This window comes from Paenibacillus alba, from assembly GCF_013204855.1.
Classification (GTDB): Bacteria; Bacillota; Bacilli; order Paenibacillales; family NBRC-103111; genus Paenibacillus_E; species Paenibacillus_E alba.
In genome coordinates this window covers 1-20,636 of record NZ_JABMKZ010000064.1, presented here as the reverse complement: position 1 = coordinate 20,636, position 20,636 = coordinate 1, and the positions used below count along the sequence as shown (strand labels likewise).

14 protein-coding genes are annotated in these 20,636 nt (G+C 50.9%); 12 read left to right on the top strand and 2 right to left on the bottom strand.

The window, feature by feature from the left end; all coding sequences use genetic code 11:
• Positions 1–38: 38 nt before the first annotated feature.
• On the bottom strand, positions 39–272 hold the full coding sequence (locus tag HQN90_RS36835; RefSeq protein WP_173227802.1) for a hypothetical protein: 234 nt from the start codon (positions 270–272) through the stop codon (positions 39–41).
• Between the two features lie 151 nt (positions 273–423).
• Positions 424–1,398, bottom strand: a complete 975-nt coding sequence (locus HQN90_RS36830; RefSeq protein ID WP_173227801.1) for a phosphate/phosphite/phosphonate ABC transporter substrate-binding protein — start codon at positions 1,396–1,398, stop codon at positions 424–426.
• Positions 1,399–1,591: 193 nt separating this feature from the next.
• On the opposite strand from HQN90_RS36830, the gene HQN90_RS36825 reads away from it, so the two are divergent.
• The 12 genes from HQN90_RS36825 to HQN90_RS36770 all read left to right on the top strand — a co-directional run bounded on the left by HQN90_RS36825 (position 1,592) and on the right by HQN90_RS36770 (position 20,304).
• Entirely contained in the window at positions 1,592–2,239 is a 648-nt protein-coding gene (locus tag HQN90_RS36825) for a 4'-phosphopantetheinyl transferase family protein (RefSeq protein ID WP_420851113.1), read from the top strand.
• 73 nt (positions 2,240–2,312) lie between these two features.
• Positions 2,313–3,932, top strand: coding sequence for an ABC transporter substrate-binding protein (locus HQN90_RS36820; protein ID WP_338042438.1), 1,620 nt, complete (start codon positions 2,313–2,315; stop codon positions 3,930–3,932).
• Between the two features lie 98 nt (positions 3,933–4,030).
• Complete coding sequence (locus HQN90_RS36815; RefSeq protein ID WP_173227799.1) at positions 4,031–5,035, top strand: ABC transporter substrate-binding protein; 1,005 nt, start codon at positions 4,031–4,033, stop codon at positions 5,033–5,035.
• Between the two features lie 10 nt (positions 5,036–5,045).
• Positions 5,046–6,053 (top strand): FecCD family ABC transporter permease, encoded by a 1,008-nt coding sequence (locus HQN90_RS36810; protein WP_173227798.1) that lies wholly within the window; start codon positions 5,046–5,048, stop codon positions 6,051–6,053.
• A complete protein-coding gene (locus HQN90_RS36805) occupies positions 6,046–7,074 on the top strand; it encodes an iron chelate uptake ABC transporter family permease subunit (RefSeq protein WP_173227809.1) in 1,029 nt (342 codons plus the stop codon). The genes HQN90_RS36810 and HQN90_RS36805 overlap by 8 nt, the downstream gene beginning before the upstream one ends.
• Before the next feature lie 253 nt (positions 7,075–7,327).
• Positions 7,328–8,197, top strand: a complete 870-nt coding sequence (locus HQN90_RS36800; protein ID WP_173227797.1) for an alpha/beta hydrolase — start codon at positions 7,328–7,330, stop codon at positions 8,195–8,197.
• Positions 8,198–8,204: 7 nt separating this feature from the next.
• The gene (locus tag HQN90_RS36795) at positions 8,205–8,984 is read left to right on the top strand and encodes a 2,3-dihydro-2,3-dihydroxybenzoate dehydrogenase (protein ID WP_173227796.1); all 780 of its coding nucleotides are present in this window, start codon (positions 8,205–8,207) and stop codon (positions 8,982–8,984) included.
• Positions 8,985–9,021: 37 nt separating this feature from the next.
• Positions 9,022–10,251 carry an isochorismate synthase DhbC gene (gene dhbC / locus HQN90_RS36790; protein WP_173227795.1) on the top strand — a complete coding sequence of 410 codons (1,230 nt, stop codon included), beginning with the start codon at positions 9,022–9,024 and terminating at the stop codon, positions 10,249–10,251.
• A 30-nt stretch (positions 10,252–10,281) separates the two neighbouring features.
• Complete coding sequence (locus HQN90_RS36785) at positions 10,282–11,901, top strand: (2,3-dihydroxybenzoyl)adenylate synthase (RefSeq protein ID WP_420851112.1); 1,620 nt, start codon at positions 10,282–10,284, stop codon at positions 11,899–11,901.
• Between the two features lie 22 nt (positions 11,902–11,923).
• The gene (locus HQN90_RS36780) at positions 11,924–12,862 is read left to right on the top strand and encodes an isochorismatase family protein (protein WP_173227807.1); all 939 of its coding nucleotides are present in this window, start codon (positions 11,924–11,926) and stop codon (positions 12,860–12,862) included.
• A gap of 21 nt (positions 12,863–12,883) precedes the next feature.
• The gene (locus HQN90_RS36775) at positions 12,884–20,086 is read left to right on the top strand and encodes an amino acid adenylation domain-containing protein (RefSeq protein ID WP_173227794.1); all 7,203 of its coding nucleotides are present in this window, start codon (positions 12,884–12,886) and stop codon (positions 20,084–20,086) included.
• The gene (locus HQN90_RS36770) at positions 20,083–20,304 is read left to right on the top strand and encodes an MbtH family protein (RefSeq protein ID WP_173227793.1); all 222 of its coding nucleotides are present in this window, start codon (positions 20,083–20,085) and stop codon (positions 20,302–20,304) included. The genes HQN90_RS36775 and HQN90_RS36770 overlap by 4 nt, the downstream gene beginning before the upstream one ends.
• Positions 20,305–20,636 lie beyond the last annotated feature (332 nt).

Genomic DNA, 20,636 nt, shown 5'->3' with positions numbered 1-20,636 from the left:
CGAATCGTCCAATGGTAAATTGGACAGGCAGCTTAGTTTCACACGCGCCCGTGGGCTCCTAGGCGCTGTGGTTGATTTTCAAGCGGCATGGCAGCGTTTGGGCTTGCAGGCTCCAATACCTCAATGTGCTCAATAAGCTCTATAGGAATCAAAACGTTGCTTATTTTCAGTAATTGAAATTGATGATAATACTGTGTAATCACGCCTTGGATATCATCCTTTCCGATCCGGATAGAGACCTCTGTTTTATGACTGATCAGCATTTCGAACATTCCATTCACCTCACTGTGGATTATGACACGTCCCAGACGTGCCACATTCATGGTATGCATGGAAGCAGCAAAGTAGAATGTAAGAAAACATCAAAAAAACACCCCATCCCGACTCCGAAGAGTAGAAGATGAGGTGTTGTGTCAGAAAGGCTTATTTCAAGCCCATTTCTTTGTTTACGCTGCGAACGATATCGAATTTGGAATCTTCAGTTGCCACGTACCCTTTGTGGGAGTAAACGTCAAAGATAACTTTTTGACCTTCAGGATCGTTGCCGATCGCGATGAAAGCATCCGTGATTTTCTTTTTCCAAGTAGGATCCATGTCGGAGCGAACAGCGATCGTATCGTTTGGAATTTTATCGGAGAAAGCAAGGATACGCGTTTGTTTGAATACATCTGGGTAATCTTTCGTCATGTTAGCACGAATATCTTGGAACACGCCTACAGCGTCAACTTGACCGTTGAGAAGAGCGATAATCGCTTTGTCATGACCTTGGAATTGAACGCCTGTTACGTCTTTAACCGGGTCAACGCCAGCTTTTTTCAACACGAAGCCTGGGTATACGTAACCAGCTGCGGAAGTAACACCTTGCCAGCCAATTTTCTTGCCTTTCAGATCAGCAACGCTTTTGATGGGAGAATCAGCTTTAACAACGATTTCGGATTTGTAGAAATCAACAAGATCTTTCGTTGGTTGGCCAGTTGCATCATCAACACCTAGACGTGTTGCTTGAGCAATCAAATCAGCGGCTTTACGGTTGTCATGAGCAACAACATAGTTGCTTGGCGGCAAGAAGCCGATATCAACTTGTTTGGAAGCCATAGCTTCGATAACGACGTTGTAATCCGTGGATACGGAAACTTTAACGGGGATACCCAATTTATCGGAAAGCAATTTCTCAAGCGGCTTTGCTTTAGCTTCTAATGTTTCAGCATTTTGGGAAGGAACGAATTGTACTTTAAGCTCCTTAGGAACAAAACCTGAAGCAGCTGGAGTAGCTGAAGCGGCAGTAGTCGCTTTAGCTGTTGAGGAAGCAGCTGGAGTCTCCTCTTTCTTACCGCAACCTGCAAGAGCAGTAGCAGCAACCAACATGGACAAACTGATAACCGTAAACTTTTTAATCATCTCTTTTTGACCTCCGTTTAAATATTAGTTTTTACATATCTTGTACTATAACATTAACATAAAAGATATGGAAGATAGTGTGAAGTATTTGTTAAACTAACAAGAGCTATGTATATGGAAACAATTCAGGAATGAGGGGATTGCGATTACACGCCTGTATATCCTGTCGATAGATGACGTTTCGTCGATATCTGTGGAGGAACTTTTTTCATTAATCTCCGAGGAGAAGCGGATGAAGCTGCGAAAATTCCATCGCCAAGAGGACCTGCTGCGCGGGCTTTGGGCTGATTTGCTGCTGCGCAAATTAATAATAGAGAACTTGCAGCTAGCGAATTCGCAAATTACATTTGAATATGGCGCTTATGGCAAGCCGCGGCTCTGCGGGAATCATCCATTTCATTATAATATATCTCATTCCGGCAAGTGGGTGGCCTGTATATTGGATAGTCAGCCTGTTGGTGTGGATGTGGAGCATATGCAAGCTTTCGATGAGTCGCTGGTTCTTACACTGTTTGCTCAGGAGGAATACCGCTATATCATGGAGGAAGCGGACAGTCGGCTAAGACAGCTCCGTTTCTATCAACTTTGGACGGCCAAAGAGAGCTATATGAAGGCTATCGGCCTGGGTTTAAGCCTCCCTTTGCATACGTTCTCTGTGATCACGCCAGAGGGGGTGGAGGGGGCCAAACGTATTCAAGGCGAGGACTGGTTCCTGAAATCGTATCCTGTCGATCCAGCATATAGCTTCACTTCATGTTCCAAATCATTGGCAAGTTGGGATTCTATGGAAATCGCACAACCTTCACAAATTTTGGAAATAGTGAGGTCTGTCTCTAGTTGACAGGCCTTATTTAATTATGCTACCTTCAAATTGATAATGATTATCATTTTCATAAAAGAGGGAGTTGTTTCATGTGCCTACTGCTCTTTCGATAGATATGTCAACGAATAAAGATATGCTGGCTGTTATGGATGATCTTTGGGTTAAGGTTCGTTCCGCACACTGGCTGCATGAGGGATATATGGCACCACAGCTCATTTCTTCCTATTATTTAATCGTCGTTAAGCAGGCAGAGGGTCTGCTGACTCTGGATCTGGATACGTATCGTTTGCAGCAAGATGTGGTGTACGTCGCTTCACCTGGTCAGACGATCGGCATTTGCGAGGAAAATGGGAAAAAACCTGACGTCTATATCATCGAATTTGATGTTCATCTGGATGGGCGTGGGAATGCTGTATTTCCTCTGTCCGGTGAGATTTCCATACATATTGAGAATGCGATGTTGATGTTGTGCGAGCAGTTGTGCAACTGCTGCCGGAGTGAGTCGGCTATGGAACGATTTCGCGGGCAATCGCTTTTTCAAGAGCTGCTGTATTGGATTATGAATCATCTCAGGCAGCAGACGAGACCCGATTCCCGCGCTGCGATGGACCGCACGAAGGCCTATATCGACAACCATTATCGCGAGGGTATTACCATCGAGCAATTAGCCCGCATGGCAGAAATCAGTCCCAAATATTATGTCAATTTGTTTAAGAAAACGTATGGCAAAACAGCCATCGACTACTTGACGGAAGTCCGCGTTAACATGGCGAAGCAGCTGATGGTCCAGTCGGATGTCCGCTTGCGGGAGATTGCATTTCAGGTCGGATATAATGATGAGTTTTATTTCAGCCGTATGTTCAAAAAAGAGGTCGGCGTTTCGCCAACCATCTATCTCAAGAACCGCAGACTTCGAATTGCGGCCTACTCGGCGCCGATTCTTGGGCAGCTTCTTGCGCTCAAGATCGTGCCATATGCTGCGCCGCTGCATCCCAAGTGGACGTCTTATTACTACAGCAAATATCGCACAGATATCCCGCTGCATCTAAGCGGCTACCGTTACAACGAAGATTGGGAGATCAAGGTAGAAGCGCTTGCTCAGAGTCAAGTAGACTGCATTATTTGCACGGATCAACTGCATCCTTTGGAAAAGGAACGATTGGAACGGATTGCGCCTGTCCATATCATTCCCTTATACGAGACTACATGGCGGGAGCAGCTTCTTCTGACGGCTCAGATTGTCGGTGCCTCCGATGAAGCAGAGTCCTGGTTGAGCAGCTACAATCGCAATGTGAAGCATGTACGAGAACGTCTTCATGATAAACTAAAGCAAGAAAAGCTGCTGGTAATCAGCCAGTTCAAGGATTCCTATCACATCTTCCCGACACGGGGGATGCGCGAGGTTGTTTATGAGGACTTGCAGATGCATGCGCCGCCAAGATCAGGAAGCTATCATGAAGGGCAGGGCTTCAATCTGGAAGAGCTTGCTTCCTTTGAGGCCGATCATATTTTGCTCAACATTTGCCAAGAAACAGAAACTTTGCATCACTGGGACCGCGTACAGAGCTCAGAGCTATGGCAAAACCTGGAGGCTGTGCGGAAGAATAAAGTCCACTTGATTTCGTCTGACCCTTGGAGAGAGTACTCTGCTTACGCCAGTGAACGGATGATCATAGATCTAAATGCGCAGTTATGTGGAAATCGTACATAATAATTTCTGGATTTTGTCCATGTTCGCTGGGGTCATCGTCCCCTATAATTTGATGAGAATGATTATCAATTGAATGGGTTGAGAGGGGTTTAGACAAAGTGAAGAAATTATGGACACTTAGTATTTCAACGGCGGTTTTGCTGGGATTAACGGCATGTGGAGGCAAGGGGGCACCTGCTCCGGCTGCGGCAACAGCAACGCCAGTAAGCAGCACGGCAGTTGCAACCGCAGCACCGCAAGCTGCAGCATCAGGCCCGAGAGTGATTAAATATGGCGGCAAAGAATATACGGTTCCTGCTAAAGCAGAACGAGTGGTCATCACGGGCGCGTTCGAATCCATGGAAGATGCGCTATTGCTGGACGTCAAACCGGTTGGGGCGATTACAGTTGGCGGGAAGTTCCCACCGTTGTTTGCGTCGATTACGGACAAAGCAGAAGGTGTAGGAGAGAAGGCGCAGCCGAATCTGGAGACGATTTTGAAGCTTAAGCCGGACGTTATTCTGATGAGCACGAAGTTCCCGGCAGAAACGATTGAGAAAATCGGCAAAATCGCCACAACGATTCCCGTATCCCATATCTCGACGGATTGGGAGAACAATCTTTCCCTGTTGGGAGATTTGACTGGCAAACAAGACAAAGCGAAGCAAGTACTGGATACGTACAAGAAGGATGCGAAGGCGCTGAAAGATAAAATCGGTCCTGTGTTGAAAGATAAAAAGGTGCTGGCTCTACGCGTGCGCGCGGGCAGCATGTTCATCTACCCAGAGGATGTTTTCTTCAACCCGTCCATCTATGCGGAGCTTGGCGCTGCGGTTCCAAACGAAGTGAAGCAAGCTAAAGCGCAGCAAAACATTTCACTTGAGAAGCTTTCCGAAATAAATCCGGATTACTTGTTCATTCAGTTCTCTGAAGATGAGAACAAGGAGACGCCGAAGGTTTTTGAAGAGCTGAAAAATAACCCGATTTTCAAAAGCATCAATGCGGTGAAAAATGATCAGTTGTACACAAACGTAGTAGATCCATTGACGCAAGGCGGAACGGCATACAGTAAAATTAAATTTCTAGAAGCGCTTAACAAAAGCAAACTAGTTCAAGCAAAGTGAGTGTACTGTTATGAAACTGAGGATTCCGGGCCATACGCTCATCTTGGGGGCGGCGCCGTTCGCCGTGATATTCACAATGATACTTTCGATTGTGTATGGCGCCAAAAACATTGATATCAGCAGCATCGTTCAGGCGTTCCTTCATTTTGACGCAGGGAATGTGGATCATCAGATTATTACACACTCGAGGCTGCCCAGGGTTACAGGAGCGCTGTTAGTCGGCGCTTTCTTGGCTGTGTCCGGGGCTCTTATGCAGGGGATGACCAGAAACGATCTGGCATCCCCTTCCATTATGGGCATCACGGATGGCTCTGCCTTTGCTGTAACGATTTGTATGGTCTTAGCGCCCTATGCTTCATCCATGGTGATGATTGTATCTTCTTTTGCTGGTTCAGCGCTCAGCATCGTGCTCGTGTTTGGTTTGGCTTCCTTATTGCCAGGCGGGCTTTCTCCCGTACGTCTGGCGATACTAGGGACGCTGATCGGCACGTTTTTAAGCAGCGTATCTGCTGCCATTGCAATGTATTTTCAGATATCACAAAACATCAGCTTCTGGTACAATGCTCGTCTGCATCAGCTGGACCCCAAGTTGATTATGCTGGCGGTTCCTTTTGCTGTTGTTGGTCTGGTGATGGCGATTTGGATTTCCAAATCCATTACTATTTTCTCTCTGGGAGAGGAGATGGCGGTTTCACTTGGACAGCGGACGACGCTTGTGAAAATAACGGCAACCCTTAGTGTTATTTTGCTTACAGGCATTTCGGTCGCGATTGCTGGCAAAATCGGTTTTGTCGGGCTTATCGTTCCTCATATCACACGTTTTCTTACAGGACTTGACTACAAATGGATTATCCCTTGTTCAGCGGTCATAGGCGGCGTCTTCCTGGCGCTGTGCGACGTGCTCAGCAGGTTCTTGAATTATCCGTTTGAGATGCCAATTGGAGTGGTTACCGCCCTGATTGGAGTGCCTTACTTCCTGTACCTGATTCGGAAACGAGGAGGGGATTCTCATCGCTAGTACATCAACCAGGCAGTTCGTTCTGACTGTCATCATCGGCGTTGGACTTATCCTGCTGACGGCCTATATTTCATTGACGAACGGTGCTTTTGACATTACGCTGCGTGATATTGTGCGTACACTGCTGCGCATTCAACCCCAGCATGATTTTGATCTTGTTATCTTCGAGTTCCGTCTTCCGCGGATTGTTATTGCGGTTCTTGTTGGCATGGGACTGGGAATGGCAGGAGCGGTCGTTCAGAGCCTGACGCGCAATAATTTGGCTGACCCGGGAATTTTGGGCATTAATGCCGGGGCTGGCATGGCTATGGTGATCTTTCTTTTCTTCTATCAGGGTAAAATGAAAGGCACAAGCTGGACCTCGATTTTGGCGATGCCTTTGGTCGGCTTGATTGGCGGGTTGGGAGCAGCTCTTCTTATTTACCTGTTTTCTTGGAAAAACGGTCGCCTAGAATCGCAGCGGTTGCTGCTGACAGGAATCGCGATCGCTTCCGGATTAACGGCAGTTACGCTTTTTATTACTTTGAAGATGAATGCCAAAGACTTTGAAATGGCGGCAGTATGGGCTTCAGGCAGCATTTATAATGCCAATTGGAAATATATTTTGTCGATACTCCCTTGGTTAGTGCTGCTCATCCCTATTCTGGTGTCGCGATCTCGCATTTTGGACGTTTTCCAGCTAAAAGAGGACACGGTCCGCAGCTTGGGCGTAACCGTGGAGAAACAACAAGCGCTCCTGCTGCTCAGCAGCATCGGGATCGTAAGCGCGTGCGTCTCCGTTTCCGGTGGTATCGGTTTTATCGGGCTCATGTCCCCGCACATTGCTCGCCGGCTTGTCGGCATCGCTCATAAGCGGCTGCTGCCGGTATGTGCCATTGTTGGAGCTCTGCTGGTGATCGTTTCCGACTTCATCGCCAAGACGTTGTTTACGCCGGCTGAGCTGCCCGTTGGCGTCGTGATTGCCATCATTGGTGTGCCCTATTTTGTGTGGCTGCTGTATCGGAACAAGCATAAGCAATAAAAGATATGCGCAGACATGCAAGCTGCAAGGGACTGTTTTCCAGTAGACGTATTGACTGGAAGGCAGTCCCTTGCTCATTGTAGGCGTGCAGTGGAAGTGTGCAGCTTCAAATGTCTGTAAATTATCCATTGTCCAAGAAGGATATCGTTCATGGTATGGATAGCGGCCTTCCTTTATAATCAACGATGAGAATCATTATCAATGTAAGACTATGTTAAAAATGGTTCCAGCATGGAAGGAGAGGGAAACTAACATGATTCCTTTAGGCAATGATACCACCTCTGATCAAGCTGCGGCTCAGAATAGCCACGAGGCCTTTTCTTTGCCGAATACACAGCAGTTCCTCCTTCATTCGGAGGCAAGAGAGCGGCCATATCGCATCTTCGTCGCTACGCCAACGCAAGAGGCTCCGCCCCTCGGATTCCCGGTTATTTATTTGCTGGATGCCAATGCGCTGTTCGGTACGATCGTCGAAGCGATGCGCGTTCAAGGCAGAAGACCGGAGAAGACGGGGGTGTATCCTGCCATCATTGTCGGAATCGGGTACCCGACGGACGAACCGTTCGATGATTCCCGCTATTATGATTTCACCATGCCTACATCGGATGAAGTCTTACAAGCTTTGCCTGTCAGGAATAAAGAGCATGTGTGGCCAAAGGTTGGCGGTGCGGAGGAATTCCGAGCTTTCATTGAGCAGGAATTAAAGCCCCGGATCGAGCGTGATTATCCAATCGATACAAATGCTCAGGCACTTTTTGGGCATTCGCTTGGCGGGCTGTTCGTGCTTCAGACGCTGCTAACGAAGCCTCATAGCTTTCAATCTTATGTGGCAGGCAGCCCGTCGATTCACTGGAACAAAGAGCTGCTCAGACAGCAAGAAGAACAGTTTCCTTCGTTATTGCAGCAGAACACAGCAAAGATAGATCTATTAATTACCGTAGGAGAATTAGAGGGATCGCATCCTAGTGGGATGAACAGCAATGCCCGTGAATTCTTTGACCGATTCTCACTGTTATCCAAGGAAGAGCTGCATGCAGCGTATCACGAATTCGAAGGCGAGGGACACGTTTCTGTACTTCCTGCGCTTGTAAGCCGGATGCTGCGTTTTGTACTGAGGAGGTAAGAGAGGCATGCAGGAGTTTAAAGGGAAAGTCGCCTTGGTTACCGGGGCTGCGCAAGGAATTGGAGAAGCCGTCGTCCGGGCGCTTGCGCTGCAAGGAGCTGTTGTGGCTGCTGTAGACAAGCAGGGGGACGCGATCGGAAAGCTGGCAGCTGAACTAACAGATCAAGGGCTAACGGTATTCGCCTATCCGGCTGATGTAACCGACAGCAAGTCAAGCCAAGCGGCTGTTGACCGCATGGAGCGGGAGCTTGGACCTATTGAGCTGTTGGTCCATGCGGCCGGCGTGCTGAGAATGGGCGCCATCACCGAGATGACCGATAAGGATTGGTTTGACGTAATGGCGGTTAACCTCAATGGGGTATTTCACGTTTCTCGCGCAGTTCTGAGCCATATGAAGCCCCGCAGACAAGGTGCCGTAGTAACGGTCAGCTCCAATGCAGCATCCATTCCCCGTATGCAAATGGGCGCTTATGCGTCCTCCAAGGCTGCGGTGACGATGTTTACGAAGTGTCTCGGTTTAGAGCTGGCGGAGTATGGCATTCGCTGCAACATCGTATCACCGGGGTCGACAGACACTCCGATGCTCAGGTCCATGTGGGAGGATGAGCACGGGGCGGAGCGCACGATCGCTGGCTCCCCTCAGGCCTATCGGACAGGAATACCGCTGAAGAAGCTGGCGACGCCAGAAGATATTGCCAATAGCGTGCTGTTCCTGCTCTCGGAGCAGGCCGGCCACCTCACCATGCACGATTTGCGAGTGGATGGAGGCGCTACACTTGGCGCTTGAACCAACTTGAACGAATATGAAGGAGGCGAATGATGGAATGAAAACCAATGTTCAGCTTAACCCTGAGGCCACGGCCACCGAGCTTCTTGAAGAATATCGGCCGGGGTCCTCTTTTTTCTTTGCATCCCCGCGAGCTACGCTGCTGGCTCAGGGGACAATTGCCGTGCTGCCCGGATCTGCCGGAGCGAATGAACTCCAGTCGCTGCCGGAGCGGGCCGCTCGACTGCTTGCGCATATCGAACAGCCAGGCCAGCGTATTCCGATGCTTGTAGGCGCAGTGCCATTCGACTCGATGCAGCCAGCGCAGTTGGTTGTTCCTATGACAACGTATAGAACGGGCCCTTTAAGCTTTGAGCCTCATGAACGTGTACGCCGACCGATTGGCAGCCATTTTGAGACGCTGGCCATTCCTTCGCCTGAAGGTTATGTCAGCGGTGTGGAGAAAGCTTTGCAGCGATTAAGATCGGGTGAGCTCGATAAGATTGTGCTTGCTCGTGCGCTCAAGCTTACCTCTCCGAACAAGGTGGATATTCACCAGCTGCTGCGCAATCTCGCCGTGAATAATACGTTAGGCTACACTTTTGCGGTTGACTTGCCCAAACGTTTTGAAGGAACTAACCAAGCCCCGCCAAACGTAGAAGGTCAAACATTAATTGGCGCAAGCCCAGAGCTGCTTGTAGCACGTTCAGGCCGTGATGTGTTCGTAAATCCACTGGCAGGCTCCGCGCCTCGCAGCGAGGATCCGGTCGAGGATGCAAGGCGGGCTAAGGCGCTTCTTGCCTCACCCAAGGATCTGCGTGAACATGCGCTCGTTATTGAAGCTGTGGCAGAAGCGCTTCGTCCGTTTTGCGATCCCCTGCATGTCCCTGCATCGCCTTCTTTGGTCCAAACAACGACGATGTGGCATCTTTCTACCGAAATAAGGGGGGAATTAAAAGATCCATCTGTTACTTCATTGGCACTTGCTGTTGCTTTGCATCCGACGCCAGCTGTTTGTGGCTCTCCGACCGTACTTGCGCGGGAAGCTATTCGTGAAATCGAGCCCTTCGACCGCGGATTTTACACGGGATTGGTAGGCTGGTGCGATGCAAGCGGAGATGGCGAGTGGATAATTACTATTCGGTGTGCGGTTGCTGAAAGCCGTTCGCTTCGATTGTACGCCGGGGCTGGTGTGGTGGCAGAGTCAAGTGCAGAGTCAGAATTGCAGGAGACAACGGCCAAATTCAAAACAATGCTCCATGCCATGGGAGTAGACCATGAAGCATAAGCATGATTTTAGGAAGAGGAGCGATGCCAAGTGATGACGAATTGCCCATCCTGGCCGGATGAGTTGGCCCAGTTGTATCGGGAGCAAGGCTTATGGCAAGGCCAGACACTAGGCGACATGCTGTCTGAGCGTGCTGATCAGCACAGTGAGCGGATTGCCGTTGTGAGCGGTGAACATCGGTATAGCTATGCCGAATTAAACCAACGAGCGGAGCAGCTTGCAGCCGGTTTCCTACAGCTGGGTGTGAAACAGACAGAACGTGTGATTGTTCAGCTTCCCAATGTTGGTGAATTTTTCATTGTTATTTTTGCTCTATTCAAAATTGGCGCCATTCCTGTGTTCGCACTGCCTGCGCATCGGCAAAGCGAAATCACCTACTTATGCGAATTTAGCGAAGCTGTTGCTTATGTGATACCTGATAAAGATGGCGGTTTTGATTATAGAAATCTTGCAGACGAGGTCAAAGGGAAGGTTGCGACGCTGCAGCACGTGCTGGTTGCAGGCGATCCTGGTGACTATCCATCGCTGGACAGCCTCTGTGTGAAAGCGGAGATTCCCAAGAGTTGGCCTCAAGTAAAAGCCGGTGATGTTGCTTTTTTACAGCTATCCGGCGGCAGCACAGGGTTGCCGAAGCTGATTCCACGCACCCATGACGACTACATGTACAGTTTCCGTCGAAGCAATGAGATTTGTGGAATGAATGAGAACAGTGTATACCTAGCGGCGCTCCCAGTTGCGCACAACTTCCCGCTAAGCTCGCCTGGTGTGCTTGGCACGCTGTATGCCGGCGGCAGGATTGTCATGGCAGCAAGACCAAGTCCTGATGAAGCATTCCCTCTTATAGCCAAGGAACGTGTAACCATAACGGCCTTGGTGCCTCCATTAGCGCTTATTTGGCTGGAGGCGGCAAGCAATCGGGCGTTTGACTTGTCGAGTCTCGAAGTGCTGCAGGTTGGAGGCGCTAAGTTTAGCGAAGAAGCGGCCCGCCGAGTGAAGCCAGTTCTTGGCTGCACCCTCCAGCAGGTATTTGGCATGGCGGAAGGTCTCGTGAACTATACACGTTTGGATGATGAGGAAGAAGTCATCGTTCGTACACAAGGTCGCCCGATGTCAATGTGGGATGAAGTCCGTGTTGTGGATGAAGACGGTCTTGAGGTAAAGGCAGGCGAGGTTGGGGAGCTGTGGACACGAGGACCCTATACCATCAGGGGCTATTACAAGGTGGAAGCGCACAATGCCAAAGCATTTACCGAGGACGGTTTCTATAAAACAGGCGATCTCGTCATGGTCAATGCTGCGGGTTATCTCGTAGTTGAGGGCCGTGCCAAGGATCAAATCAATCGCGGTGGCGATAAAATCGCAGCGGAAGAGGTGGAGAACCACTTGCTGTCTCATCCGGACATCTACGATGCCGCTTTGGTTTCTATGCCAGATGAATTTCTAGGCGAGCGGTCTTGTGCTTTCGTGATTCCTCGCGGTCAAGCTCCTTCGGCCGCCGAACTTAAGAGCTATCTTCGCACGCGCGGGCTTGCTCCTTTCAAAATCCCGGATCGCATCGAGTTTGTTGCTGTTTTTCCACAAACGACAGTTGGCAAAGTCAGCAAAAAAGCGCTGCGTGAAACATTGCTCCAAACGATGATAACTAAGTAGATCCCAAGAAAGAAGGTATATGATGGCTCTTCCAACTATTCAACCTTACGCGATGCCAGTTGCCTCCGATTTACCAGAGAACCGAGCGTCCTGGGCAGTCGATCCGAAGCGGGCTGTCTTTCTTATACATGATATGCAGCAGTACTTTCTGAATGCTTTTACCCCAGGGGAGTCGCCGGTTCTGGAGCTTCTTGCGAACATCCATGAACTGCGCATGAAGTGCAGAGCACTTGGCATCCCTGTGATCTATACCGCTCAGCCTGATCAACAAACACCGGAGCAGCGCGGGCTGCTGTTTGATTTCTGGGGTTCTGGACTTAATGACAAGCCGGATCAGAAGCACATTGTGCCGGAGCTTGCTCCGTTAGAAGGCGATACTGTTTTGACCAAATGGCGCTACAGCGGCTTTCGCAAGACGAATTTAGCTGAAATCATGCAGGAGCAGGGGCGCGATCAGCTCATTGTGAGCGGAATTTACGCACATATTGGCTGTTTGATGACGGCTTGCGAAGCTTTTATGCAGGATATTCAACCGTTTTTTGTCGCCGATGCGGTGGCTGATTTTTCTCTGGATAATCACAAAATGGCTTTGAATTATGCCGCACAGCGTTGTGCGGTCACTCTGACAACGCAGGATGTAAGCCATTACCTTGATGCAGATCTGGGCCATTCCCATATTGCCGTCTCATCGGAACAGCCGCTAATGAGCATGGAGACTGTGCGTGAGCAGGTCGCGAAATTGCTGTATGAAGCACCCGAAAGCTTGAAGGACGAGGACGATCTTATTAATGAAAAAGGCTTGGATTCCATCCGCATTATGAGCTTGGTTGAAAGCTGGCGACGCGAGGGGGCAGAGGTCACGTTTGTTGAATTAGCTGAGCAGCCTACCTTGGCCAAATGGTGGCAATTGCTCGCCTCGAGGTTGAAAGTACCCGTGCCGAATCTTGACTATTTTGCCTAGATGATGAAGGAGGTTGCTAGCATGCTCGTTGCTCAACATATTCGGCGGCCCTTATCTGGTGCCCAATCGGGCATTTGGTATGCCCAACAGCTTGATCCCTATAATCCCATGTACAATACAGGGGAATGGGTCGAGATTCACGGCGCCATAGACCCATTAATCGTTGAAAAAGCTGTTCGTCAAGTCATTCTGGAAGCAGAATCGCTTCATGTTCGGTTTGAAGAAGATAGCGAAGGCCCTTGGCAGGTGGTGCATCCTTCTTCATTATGGCCCTTTCACCATCTCGATGTGAGGCAGGAAGCTGAGCCTTATCAAGCAGCAAGAACTTGGATGGCCAGCGATCTCAGCAAGCCATGCGATCTGTCGCAAGGTCCTTTATTTACGGAGGCCCTGATCCGGGTGGCGGAAGATCGCTACCTATGGTACCAGCGAATTCACCATATCGTGATGGATGGTTTTGGCTTTGCGCTCCTTACCAAACGTGTGGCTAAAGTGTACACCGCAATGATGAATCAGCAGCCGTTTCATGAAGGGAGCTTCGGCTCCTGGCAGCGTGTGCTTGAGGAAGATCAAGACTATCGATCTTCCGACAAGGCGCAGCGGGATCGCGAATTCTGGCTGAATCGTTTTGCGGATGAGCCGGATGCGGTCAGTCTTGCCGAACGCTCACCCCGGAGTGCTGCAAGCTTTCTGCGCCACACGGCAATGCTGTCCCCAAGCGAAGCGCAAAATCTAAGAGCATCTGCGCAGCTTCATGCGGCGGCATGGTCTGATCTGGTGCTCGCCGCAGCGGGCTCCTTTCTTCATCGTCTCACTGGAGCTGCCGAGGTCATCCTCGGTCTTCCCATGATGGGACGGCTGGGATCAGTCTCCTTGAATACACCGGCGATGGTGATGAATATTTTACCCTTGCGATTATTCATCCGACCTGGCATGAGCGTATCGGAGCTAGTTCAGCAGGTGGCTCACGAAATCCGCGAAATTCGCAAGCACCAGGGCTATCGGCATGAGGAGCTGCGCAGAGACTTGAAGCGGGTAGGCGATAATCGCCGCCTATTCGGGCCTCTCGTGAATATTATGCCATTCGATAACAGCTTGAATTTCGATGGCTATACAGGGTCCAAAACAAATCTGTCCGCAGGACCTGTTGACGATCTGGCGATCAATGTTTATTTGAAAGCGGACGGCAGCGGCTTGCAGATTGATATGGACGGCAATCCGGAGCTCTATACGTCGGAAGAGCTCCTCGCGCATCATCGTCGTTTTGTTCACTACCTCGGCAAGCTGGCTGAAACCGCACCTCATGCATCTATTGGCCTTATTGAGCTGCTAGCTGAAAGCGAACGATCAGAGATCTTACAGGAATGGAACGATACTGCTCAGCAGGTACCAGCCCTTCGAACCTCCGAATTGTTTGAAGCCCAGACAGCCCGCACTCCGGAATCCGCTGCTGTTGCTCATGACGGAGAGATTGTCCGGTATTCGGAATTAAATGCTAAAGCAAACCGTCTTGCCAGATTGCTTCTTGCCCAAGGAGCGGGGCCGCAGAGCATCATTGCGCTGGCACTGCCACGTTCGGTTGATATGATCGTCAGTATGCTGGCTGTTCACAAAACAGGTGCAGCGTACTTGCCGCTGGACCCGGACTATCCGGCAGATCGAGTCGCGTACATGCTGGATGATGCGAACGCTTTGCTTACGCTCATGACGAAGGAGACAGCTTCCCATTTGTCCGAAGGACATACATCTAGGCAAATGGTACTCGATGATGAGGATACCTTGGCCAAGCTGGCCCAGCAATCCGCTGCGAATATAGCCAGTCAGGAGCTTCTGGGTCTCCCTACGGAACTGGATCCTGCTTATATTTTATATACGTCAGGTTCGACAGGCAGACCGAAAGGTGTGGTCATACCCTTTGCCAGCTTAACGAACTTTCTGTTTGCCATGCAGGAGCAGTTTTCGCTGGGTGAAGCTGATCGTTTGCTTGCTGTTACGACTGTAGCTTTTGATATCTCGGTGTTGGAGATATTTCTCCCTCTCCTTCATGGAGCGCTGGTAATTGTCGCGAATAAAATCACCATTCAGGACCCTGCGGCGTTGTCCCAATTAATCGTCTCTTCCGGTGCCACGTTGATGCAAGCGACGCCTTCGCTTTGGCATAGTCTCGTCGAACATGAGCCTGCTTCACTTAGAGGGCTGCGTGTGCTTGTTGGCGGAGAAGCGCTGGCGAATGGATTGCTTCGCGATCTGCTTCACTTGGGTTGTAAAGTGACCAATCTCTATGGTCCAACAGAAACGACGATTTGGTCGACCATGGCGACATTTATGGAAGAGCCGCAAGGCAAGCCTTCCATAGGCCGTCCTATCTGGAATACGCAGTTGTATATCCTTGATCATGCGCTGCAGCCGGTACCGGTGGGTGTGAAGGGGGATTTATATATCGCGGGAGAGGGGCTTGCCCTCGGTTATTTGCACCGTCCTTCCTTAACCGCTGAGCGCTTCGTGGCAAATCCTTACGGTGCTCCCGGGACCCGGATGTACCGTACAGGCGATTTGGCTTGCTGGCTTCCCGATGGCACTTTGGATTATAGCGGGCGAGCGGATCATCAGATCAAAATCCGCGGCTTCCGCATCGAAGTAGCCGAGATTGAAGCTGTCCTTACCGACTACCCGCAGCTGCTGAAAGTGGCCGTCGTGGTTCGTGAGGATCAACCCGGTGACAAAAGGCTTGTCGCCTATGCGGTAGCTATAGACTCAGCGATCGTTGATCCATCTGCGCTGCGCGATTATGCCTCCGTGAAATTGCCCGATTATATGATTCCGTCTGCTTTTGTTTTCCTGGAGGAGTTCCCGCTTACACCAAACGGAAAGCTTGATCGCAAACAATTGCCTGCCCCGCATTATCGGCAAACCGTCGGCCGGGCAGCTCGTACGCCGCAGGAAGAAATACTCAGCGAATTATTCGCCGAAGTGCTGGGCGTGCCGCGAGTCGGAATGGATGACGAGTTTTTTGATCTCGGCGGACATTCGCTTTTGGCCGGTCGATTAGTCAATCGCATTCGCGAGGTGATGGGGGTCGAACTGGGGATAGCCAGTCTCTTCGAATCGCCGACAGTGGCCGGCATGGCCAAAAGGCTTGATCAGGCAGCAGCAGCAAGACCTCCCATTCATCCGATGGCTCGCCCTGAGGAAGTCCCGCTTTCTTTTGCACAACGCCGACTGTGGTTTCTGAATTGTTTGGAAGGGCCAAGTCCAACCTACAACATACCGCTAGTCGTCCGATTAAAGGGTCCATTGGATCACGACGCCTTGCAAGCTGCATTGGCAGATATCGTAGAACGGCATGAAACTTTACGCACACTTTTCCCGGAAAAAAATGGCGTATCCCAGCAGCTCATTCTAGATCCATCCAATTGCCCGATTGTATGTGAGACTTCTCGGATATCGGAAGCGGAATTGGCGGGAGAGCTTGCTGTTGCTGTGCGCTATGGCTTTGACTTGGCGATGGAGCCGGCATTTCGTACACATCTTTATCACATAGAATCACACGAAAATGAACATGTTCTGCTTTTGCTGCTGCATCACATTGTTGGGGACGGCTGGTCCCTTGATCCCTTAACCCGTGATTTGGCTGCTGCTTATAGTGCCCGTTCGAAGGGCGAAGCTCCAATGCTGGCGCCTCTAGCGCTGCAATACGCAGATTATGCGCTATGGCAGGAGCAGCTTCTGGGAAATGAAGCTCAAGCGGATAGCTTGATTGCCCGTCAGGTGGCTTATTGGAAAGAAGCGCTCCGGCATCTGCCTGATCAATTGGAGCTGCCTACGGACTTTCCTCGTCCTGCAGAAGCAACGCATAGGGGAGATACTATAGCTGTTCACATCCATGCGGAGTTGCACAGCCGTTTGGCTGCGCTAGCTCGTGAAAGCCGCACAAGCTTGTTCATGGTGATCCAGTCAGGACTTGCAGCGCTGCTGACAAGACTTGGAGCTGGAACGGATATTCCGCTTGGCAGCCCGATTGCCGGGCGCAGTGACGATGCGCTGGGCGAGCTAGTCGGCCTGTTCATTAACACGCTCGTTCTGCGCACGGACACATCAGGAGATCCTACCTTCCGCGAGCTGCTCAGTCGAGTGCGAAGTGTCAATCTGGCTGCTTATGAGCATCAAGATTTGCCATTTGAGCGTTTAGTCGAAGTTCTGAACCCGCCGAGATCCAGAGCCAGACATCCGCTGTTTCAAATCATGCTTGCTTTTCAGAATACCCCGGAGCCTTCACTTGATCTGCCGGGCGTAACGTCGGAGCTTCGCCTCGACACCGTAGGCAAAGCCAAATTCGACCTCACCATCGAATTCCGTGAACGGCGCGGGCCGGATGGCTCGCCTTCAGGCATCGACGGCTGGTTGGAATACACCAGCGATCTGTACGAGCGAGAAACGGTAGAAAAGCTGGCCTCTCGTCTATTCCTTTTATTAGAGCGGGCGTTAGAAGATCCAGATCTGCCTATTGGGTTGCTGGACATTCTCATGCCGGAGGAGAAACTCAGCAGAATTGTCAAACGGGATGAAGCCGCACCTGAAAAGGAGCATTCGAATTTAGTTGCGCTCTTTGAAAAACAAGTTCTGCTGCATCCTGATGCGATTGCCGTCGTGTATGAGCAGGAGTCGCTCACTTACGCTGAGCTTAACGTTCAGGCGAATCAGCTTGCCCATCTTCTGATTGCCAAAGGCATTGGGCCCGAGCAAATTGTTGGTCTCATGCTGCCGCGATCCACGATGATGATGGTTGGCGTGCTGGCCGTGTTAAAAGCCGGTGCTGGTTACTTGCCGCTTGACCCTGATTACCCTGCGGATCGACTGGCTTTCATGCTGGAGGATACACAGCCTGCTTGCTTGATTGGCTGCTTGCAAAGCGCCTCGCGGCTTGCTGCTGTAGAAGGAGTACCAACAATCCTTCTCGACGAGCCGCAAACGATGGAGATGACCAGTCGTTATCTGGAATCGAATCCTGCTGATACAGACCGCGTCTCGAAGCTGTCTCCAGATCACGTAGCGTACATTATTTATACCTCTGGCTCTACTGGCAAGCCCAAGGGAGTTGTCATTCCACACCGCAATGTGGTCAGGCTGTTCTCAGCCACTGCGCATTGGTTTGATTTTAAAGCTGAGGATACATGGACCTTATTTCATTCGTATGCGTTTGATTTCTCCGTTTGGGAAATGTGGGGGGCTTTGCTGTACGGAGGTCGTCTCGTCGTTGTGCCGCATGCTGTGAGCCGCTCTCCGGAAGAGTTCCTGAAGCTTCTTAGCGAAGAGGGCGTGACCGTGCTCAATCAGACGCCATCAGCCTTTTATCAGCTCATGCAGGCAGATAGGAACAATACGCAGCTTGGACAAACTTTGGCGCTGCGGTACGTGATTTTTGGCGGGGAAGCGCTCGATCTTGGACAGCTGGAGGACTGGTATGAACGGCATGAGGAGCATGCGCCAAGGCTGATCAACATGTATGGCATTACGGAAACGACCGTTCATGTGAGCTATAACCCGTTAAGCCGCGAAATGACTTCTAGCAAAGCGAGCAGCTTGATCGGCGGAGCTATCCCTGATCTTCAGGTATATGTGCTTGATCGTTATCTGCAGCATGTACCGCCAGGCGTAACCGGCGAAATGTATGTCGCAGGCGAGGGCTTGGCGCGCGGCTACTGGAAGCGTCCCGGCTTGACATCCGAGCGATTCATCGCTGACCCGTACGGTGCACCCGGTACACGTATGTATCGCACAGGAGACCTCGCCAGATGGCGGAATGATGGCACCTTGGACTATATTGGACGGATTGATCATCAAGTCAAAATCCGCGGCTTCCGCATCGAGCTGGGCGAGATTGAAGCCGTCATTGCCCAGTATCCCGGCGTTGCGCAAGCAGTCGTAATTGCGCGAGAAGATACACCAGGTGACAAGCGACTAGTTGGCTATGTCATTCCATCAGTTAAGTCCCAAAGCGAAATGGATGTCATGGCTATTCGCCATCATGCAGCCATTGCCTTACCCAGCTATATGGTGCCATCGGCGCTTATTGAAATTCCAGAGCTTCCGCTAACCGTGAATGGAAAACTGGATCGCAAGGCGCTGCCTGTACCGAGTTTCGCTCAAGCAGCGAACGGCAGGGGTCCTCGTACGCCACAGGAAGAAATTCTCTGTGATCTGTATGCAGAGACACTTGGATTGCCTAGAGTGGGCATTGATGACGGCTTTTTTGATCTTGGCGGTCACTCCTTGTTAGCCGTCAAGCTGATGAGCCGCATTCGTGAAGATTTGGGTGCTTCGCTCAGCATCGGCACCTTGTTTGAAGCGCCGACGGTGGCTGATCTGGCGGAACGACTGGAAACCGGAGGCAGCCAAGGCGCGCTGGAGGTCCTGCTGCCCTTGCGAACGAGCGGCAAACGCCCGCCGCTGTTCTGTATCCACCCGGCAGGTGGATTAAGCTGGTGTTACGCCGGGTTAATGAAATCGCTAGGACCCGATTATCCGCTGTATGGGCTTCAAGCACGAGGGATTGCCAGAACCGAAGCGCTGCCAGCCCAGCTGGACGATATGGCGGCCGATTATATCGCCCATATTCGTTCCGTTCAGCCCAAAGGGCCTTATTATTTGCTCGGCTGGTCTCTGGGAGGCAATGTAGCTCATGCCATCGCTGCACAGCTGCAGCAGGCCGGCGAAGAGATTGCTTTACTCGTCATGCTCGATGCCTTTCCGAGCCATTTCCTTCCGCTTGCGGAGGGGGTGAATGAGCACGAGGCGCTCATTGCCCTGCTCGCTCTCGGCGGCTATGACCCAGATAGCCTAGGCGACAAGCCGCTTGATATGGCGGCCGCGATCGAAATTCTGCAAAGTGACGGCAGCGCTTTGGCAAGCCTGGAGCCATCCGTCATCATGAGCTTGAAGGAAACATACGTGAATTCCGTTAGAATTCTGGGAGCTTTCAAACCGATCTCGTATACCGGCGATCTGTTGTTTTTCCACTCAACCATTATTCCTGATTGGTTCACTCCGATCTCTCCTGACACGTGGAAGCCGTACATTCAAGGTGAAATCGAACAATACGATCTGGCATGCCGGCACAAGGATCTATGCCAACCGGAACCGCTTGCCGAGATCGGCCGCATTCTCGCGGATAAGCTGGAAGCGATGCATGCTCAATTTGTGGAAGGAAAGGAGATTCACCTATGAGCAACCCCTTTGAAAACAGCGACGAATCGTATCTGGTGCTGATCAATGAGCAAGGCCAGTATTCGCTTTGGCCTGCATTTGCCCTAGTCCCGGCTGGCTGGACACCCGTTTTCGGCCAAGAAACCAGGGAAGCCTGTTTGGCCTTCGTTGACAGCCAATGGACAGACATGCGCCCGCAGCCCAAGGATGCCGCTTTGGCAGCAAGTGAGCTTGGTTAGCTGGAGCTAGTTGTTCCTAGTGCCTTCAATAAAACCCCCTCTTCCCCCCCGGATCTACTTCATTAGAAGTGGATTCGGGGGTTTTTGGTTGGACGAAGGACGAGCCTGCCGAAAAGGCGGCCTCAGAGGACATGAAGCCGCCGGCCGCCGCTGAGCCTGCCAAAAAGGCAGTCTCGAGTCCGGAAAAGCAGCAAATCCCAGCAAAGTCGGACTGAGCCTGCCGAAAAGAGACTGTCGAACAACTCGAATTCCTCCCCTATAATATTGAATTTTTAGTATAATAAAGAAAAACCATGTAGCGAGGGATGGAAAGTGTCCATACAAAATGAGGA

Excerpts from the sequence above, each read along its gene's own strand:
- HQN90_RS36835 (WP_173227802.1), bottom strand. The coding sequence starts at position 272 with ATGTTCGAAATGCTGATCAGTCATAAAACAGAGGTCTCTATCCGGATC.
- HQN90_RS36830 (WP_173227801.1), bottom strand. The coding sequence starts at position 1,398 with ATGATTAAAAAGTTTACGGTTATCAGTTTGTCCATGTTGGTTGCTGCT.
- HQN90_RS36810 (WP_173227798.1), top strand. The coding sequence starts at position 5,046 with ATGAAACTGAGGATTCCGGGCCATACGCTCATCTTGGGGGCGGCGCCG.
- HQN90_RS36800 (WP_173227797.1), top strand. The coding sequence starts at position 7,328 with ATGATTCCTTTAGGCAATGATACCACCTCTGATCAAGCTGCGGCTCAG.
- HQN90_RS36795 (WP_173227796.1), top strand. The coding sequence starts at position 8,205 with ATGCAGGAGTTTAAAGGGAAAGTCGCCTTGGTTACCGGGGCTGCGCAA.
- dhbC (WP_173227795.1), top strand. The coding sequence starts at position 9,022 with ATGAAAACCAATGTTCAGCTTAACCCTGAGGCCACGGCCACCGAGCTT.
- HQN90_RS36780 (WP_173227807.1), top strand. The coding sequence starts at position 11,924 with ATGGCTCTTCCAACTATTCAACCTTACGCGATGCCAGTTGCCTCCGAT.
- HQN90_RS36775 (WP_173227794.1), top strand. The coding sequence starts at position 12,884 with ATGCTCGTTGCTCAACATATTCGGCGGCCCTTATCTGGTGCCCAATCG.
- HQN90_RS36770 (WP_173227793.1), top strand. The coding sequence starts at position 20,083 with ATGAGCAACCCCTTTGAAAACAGCGACGAATCGTATCTGGTGCTGATC.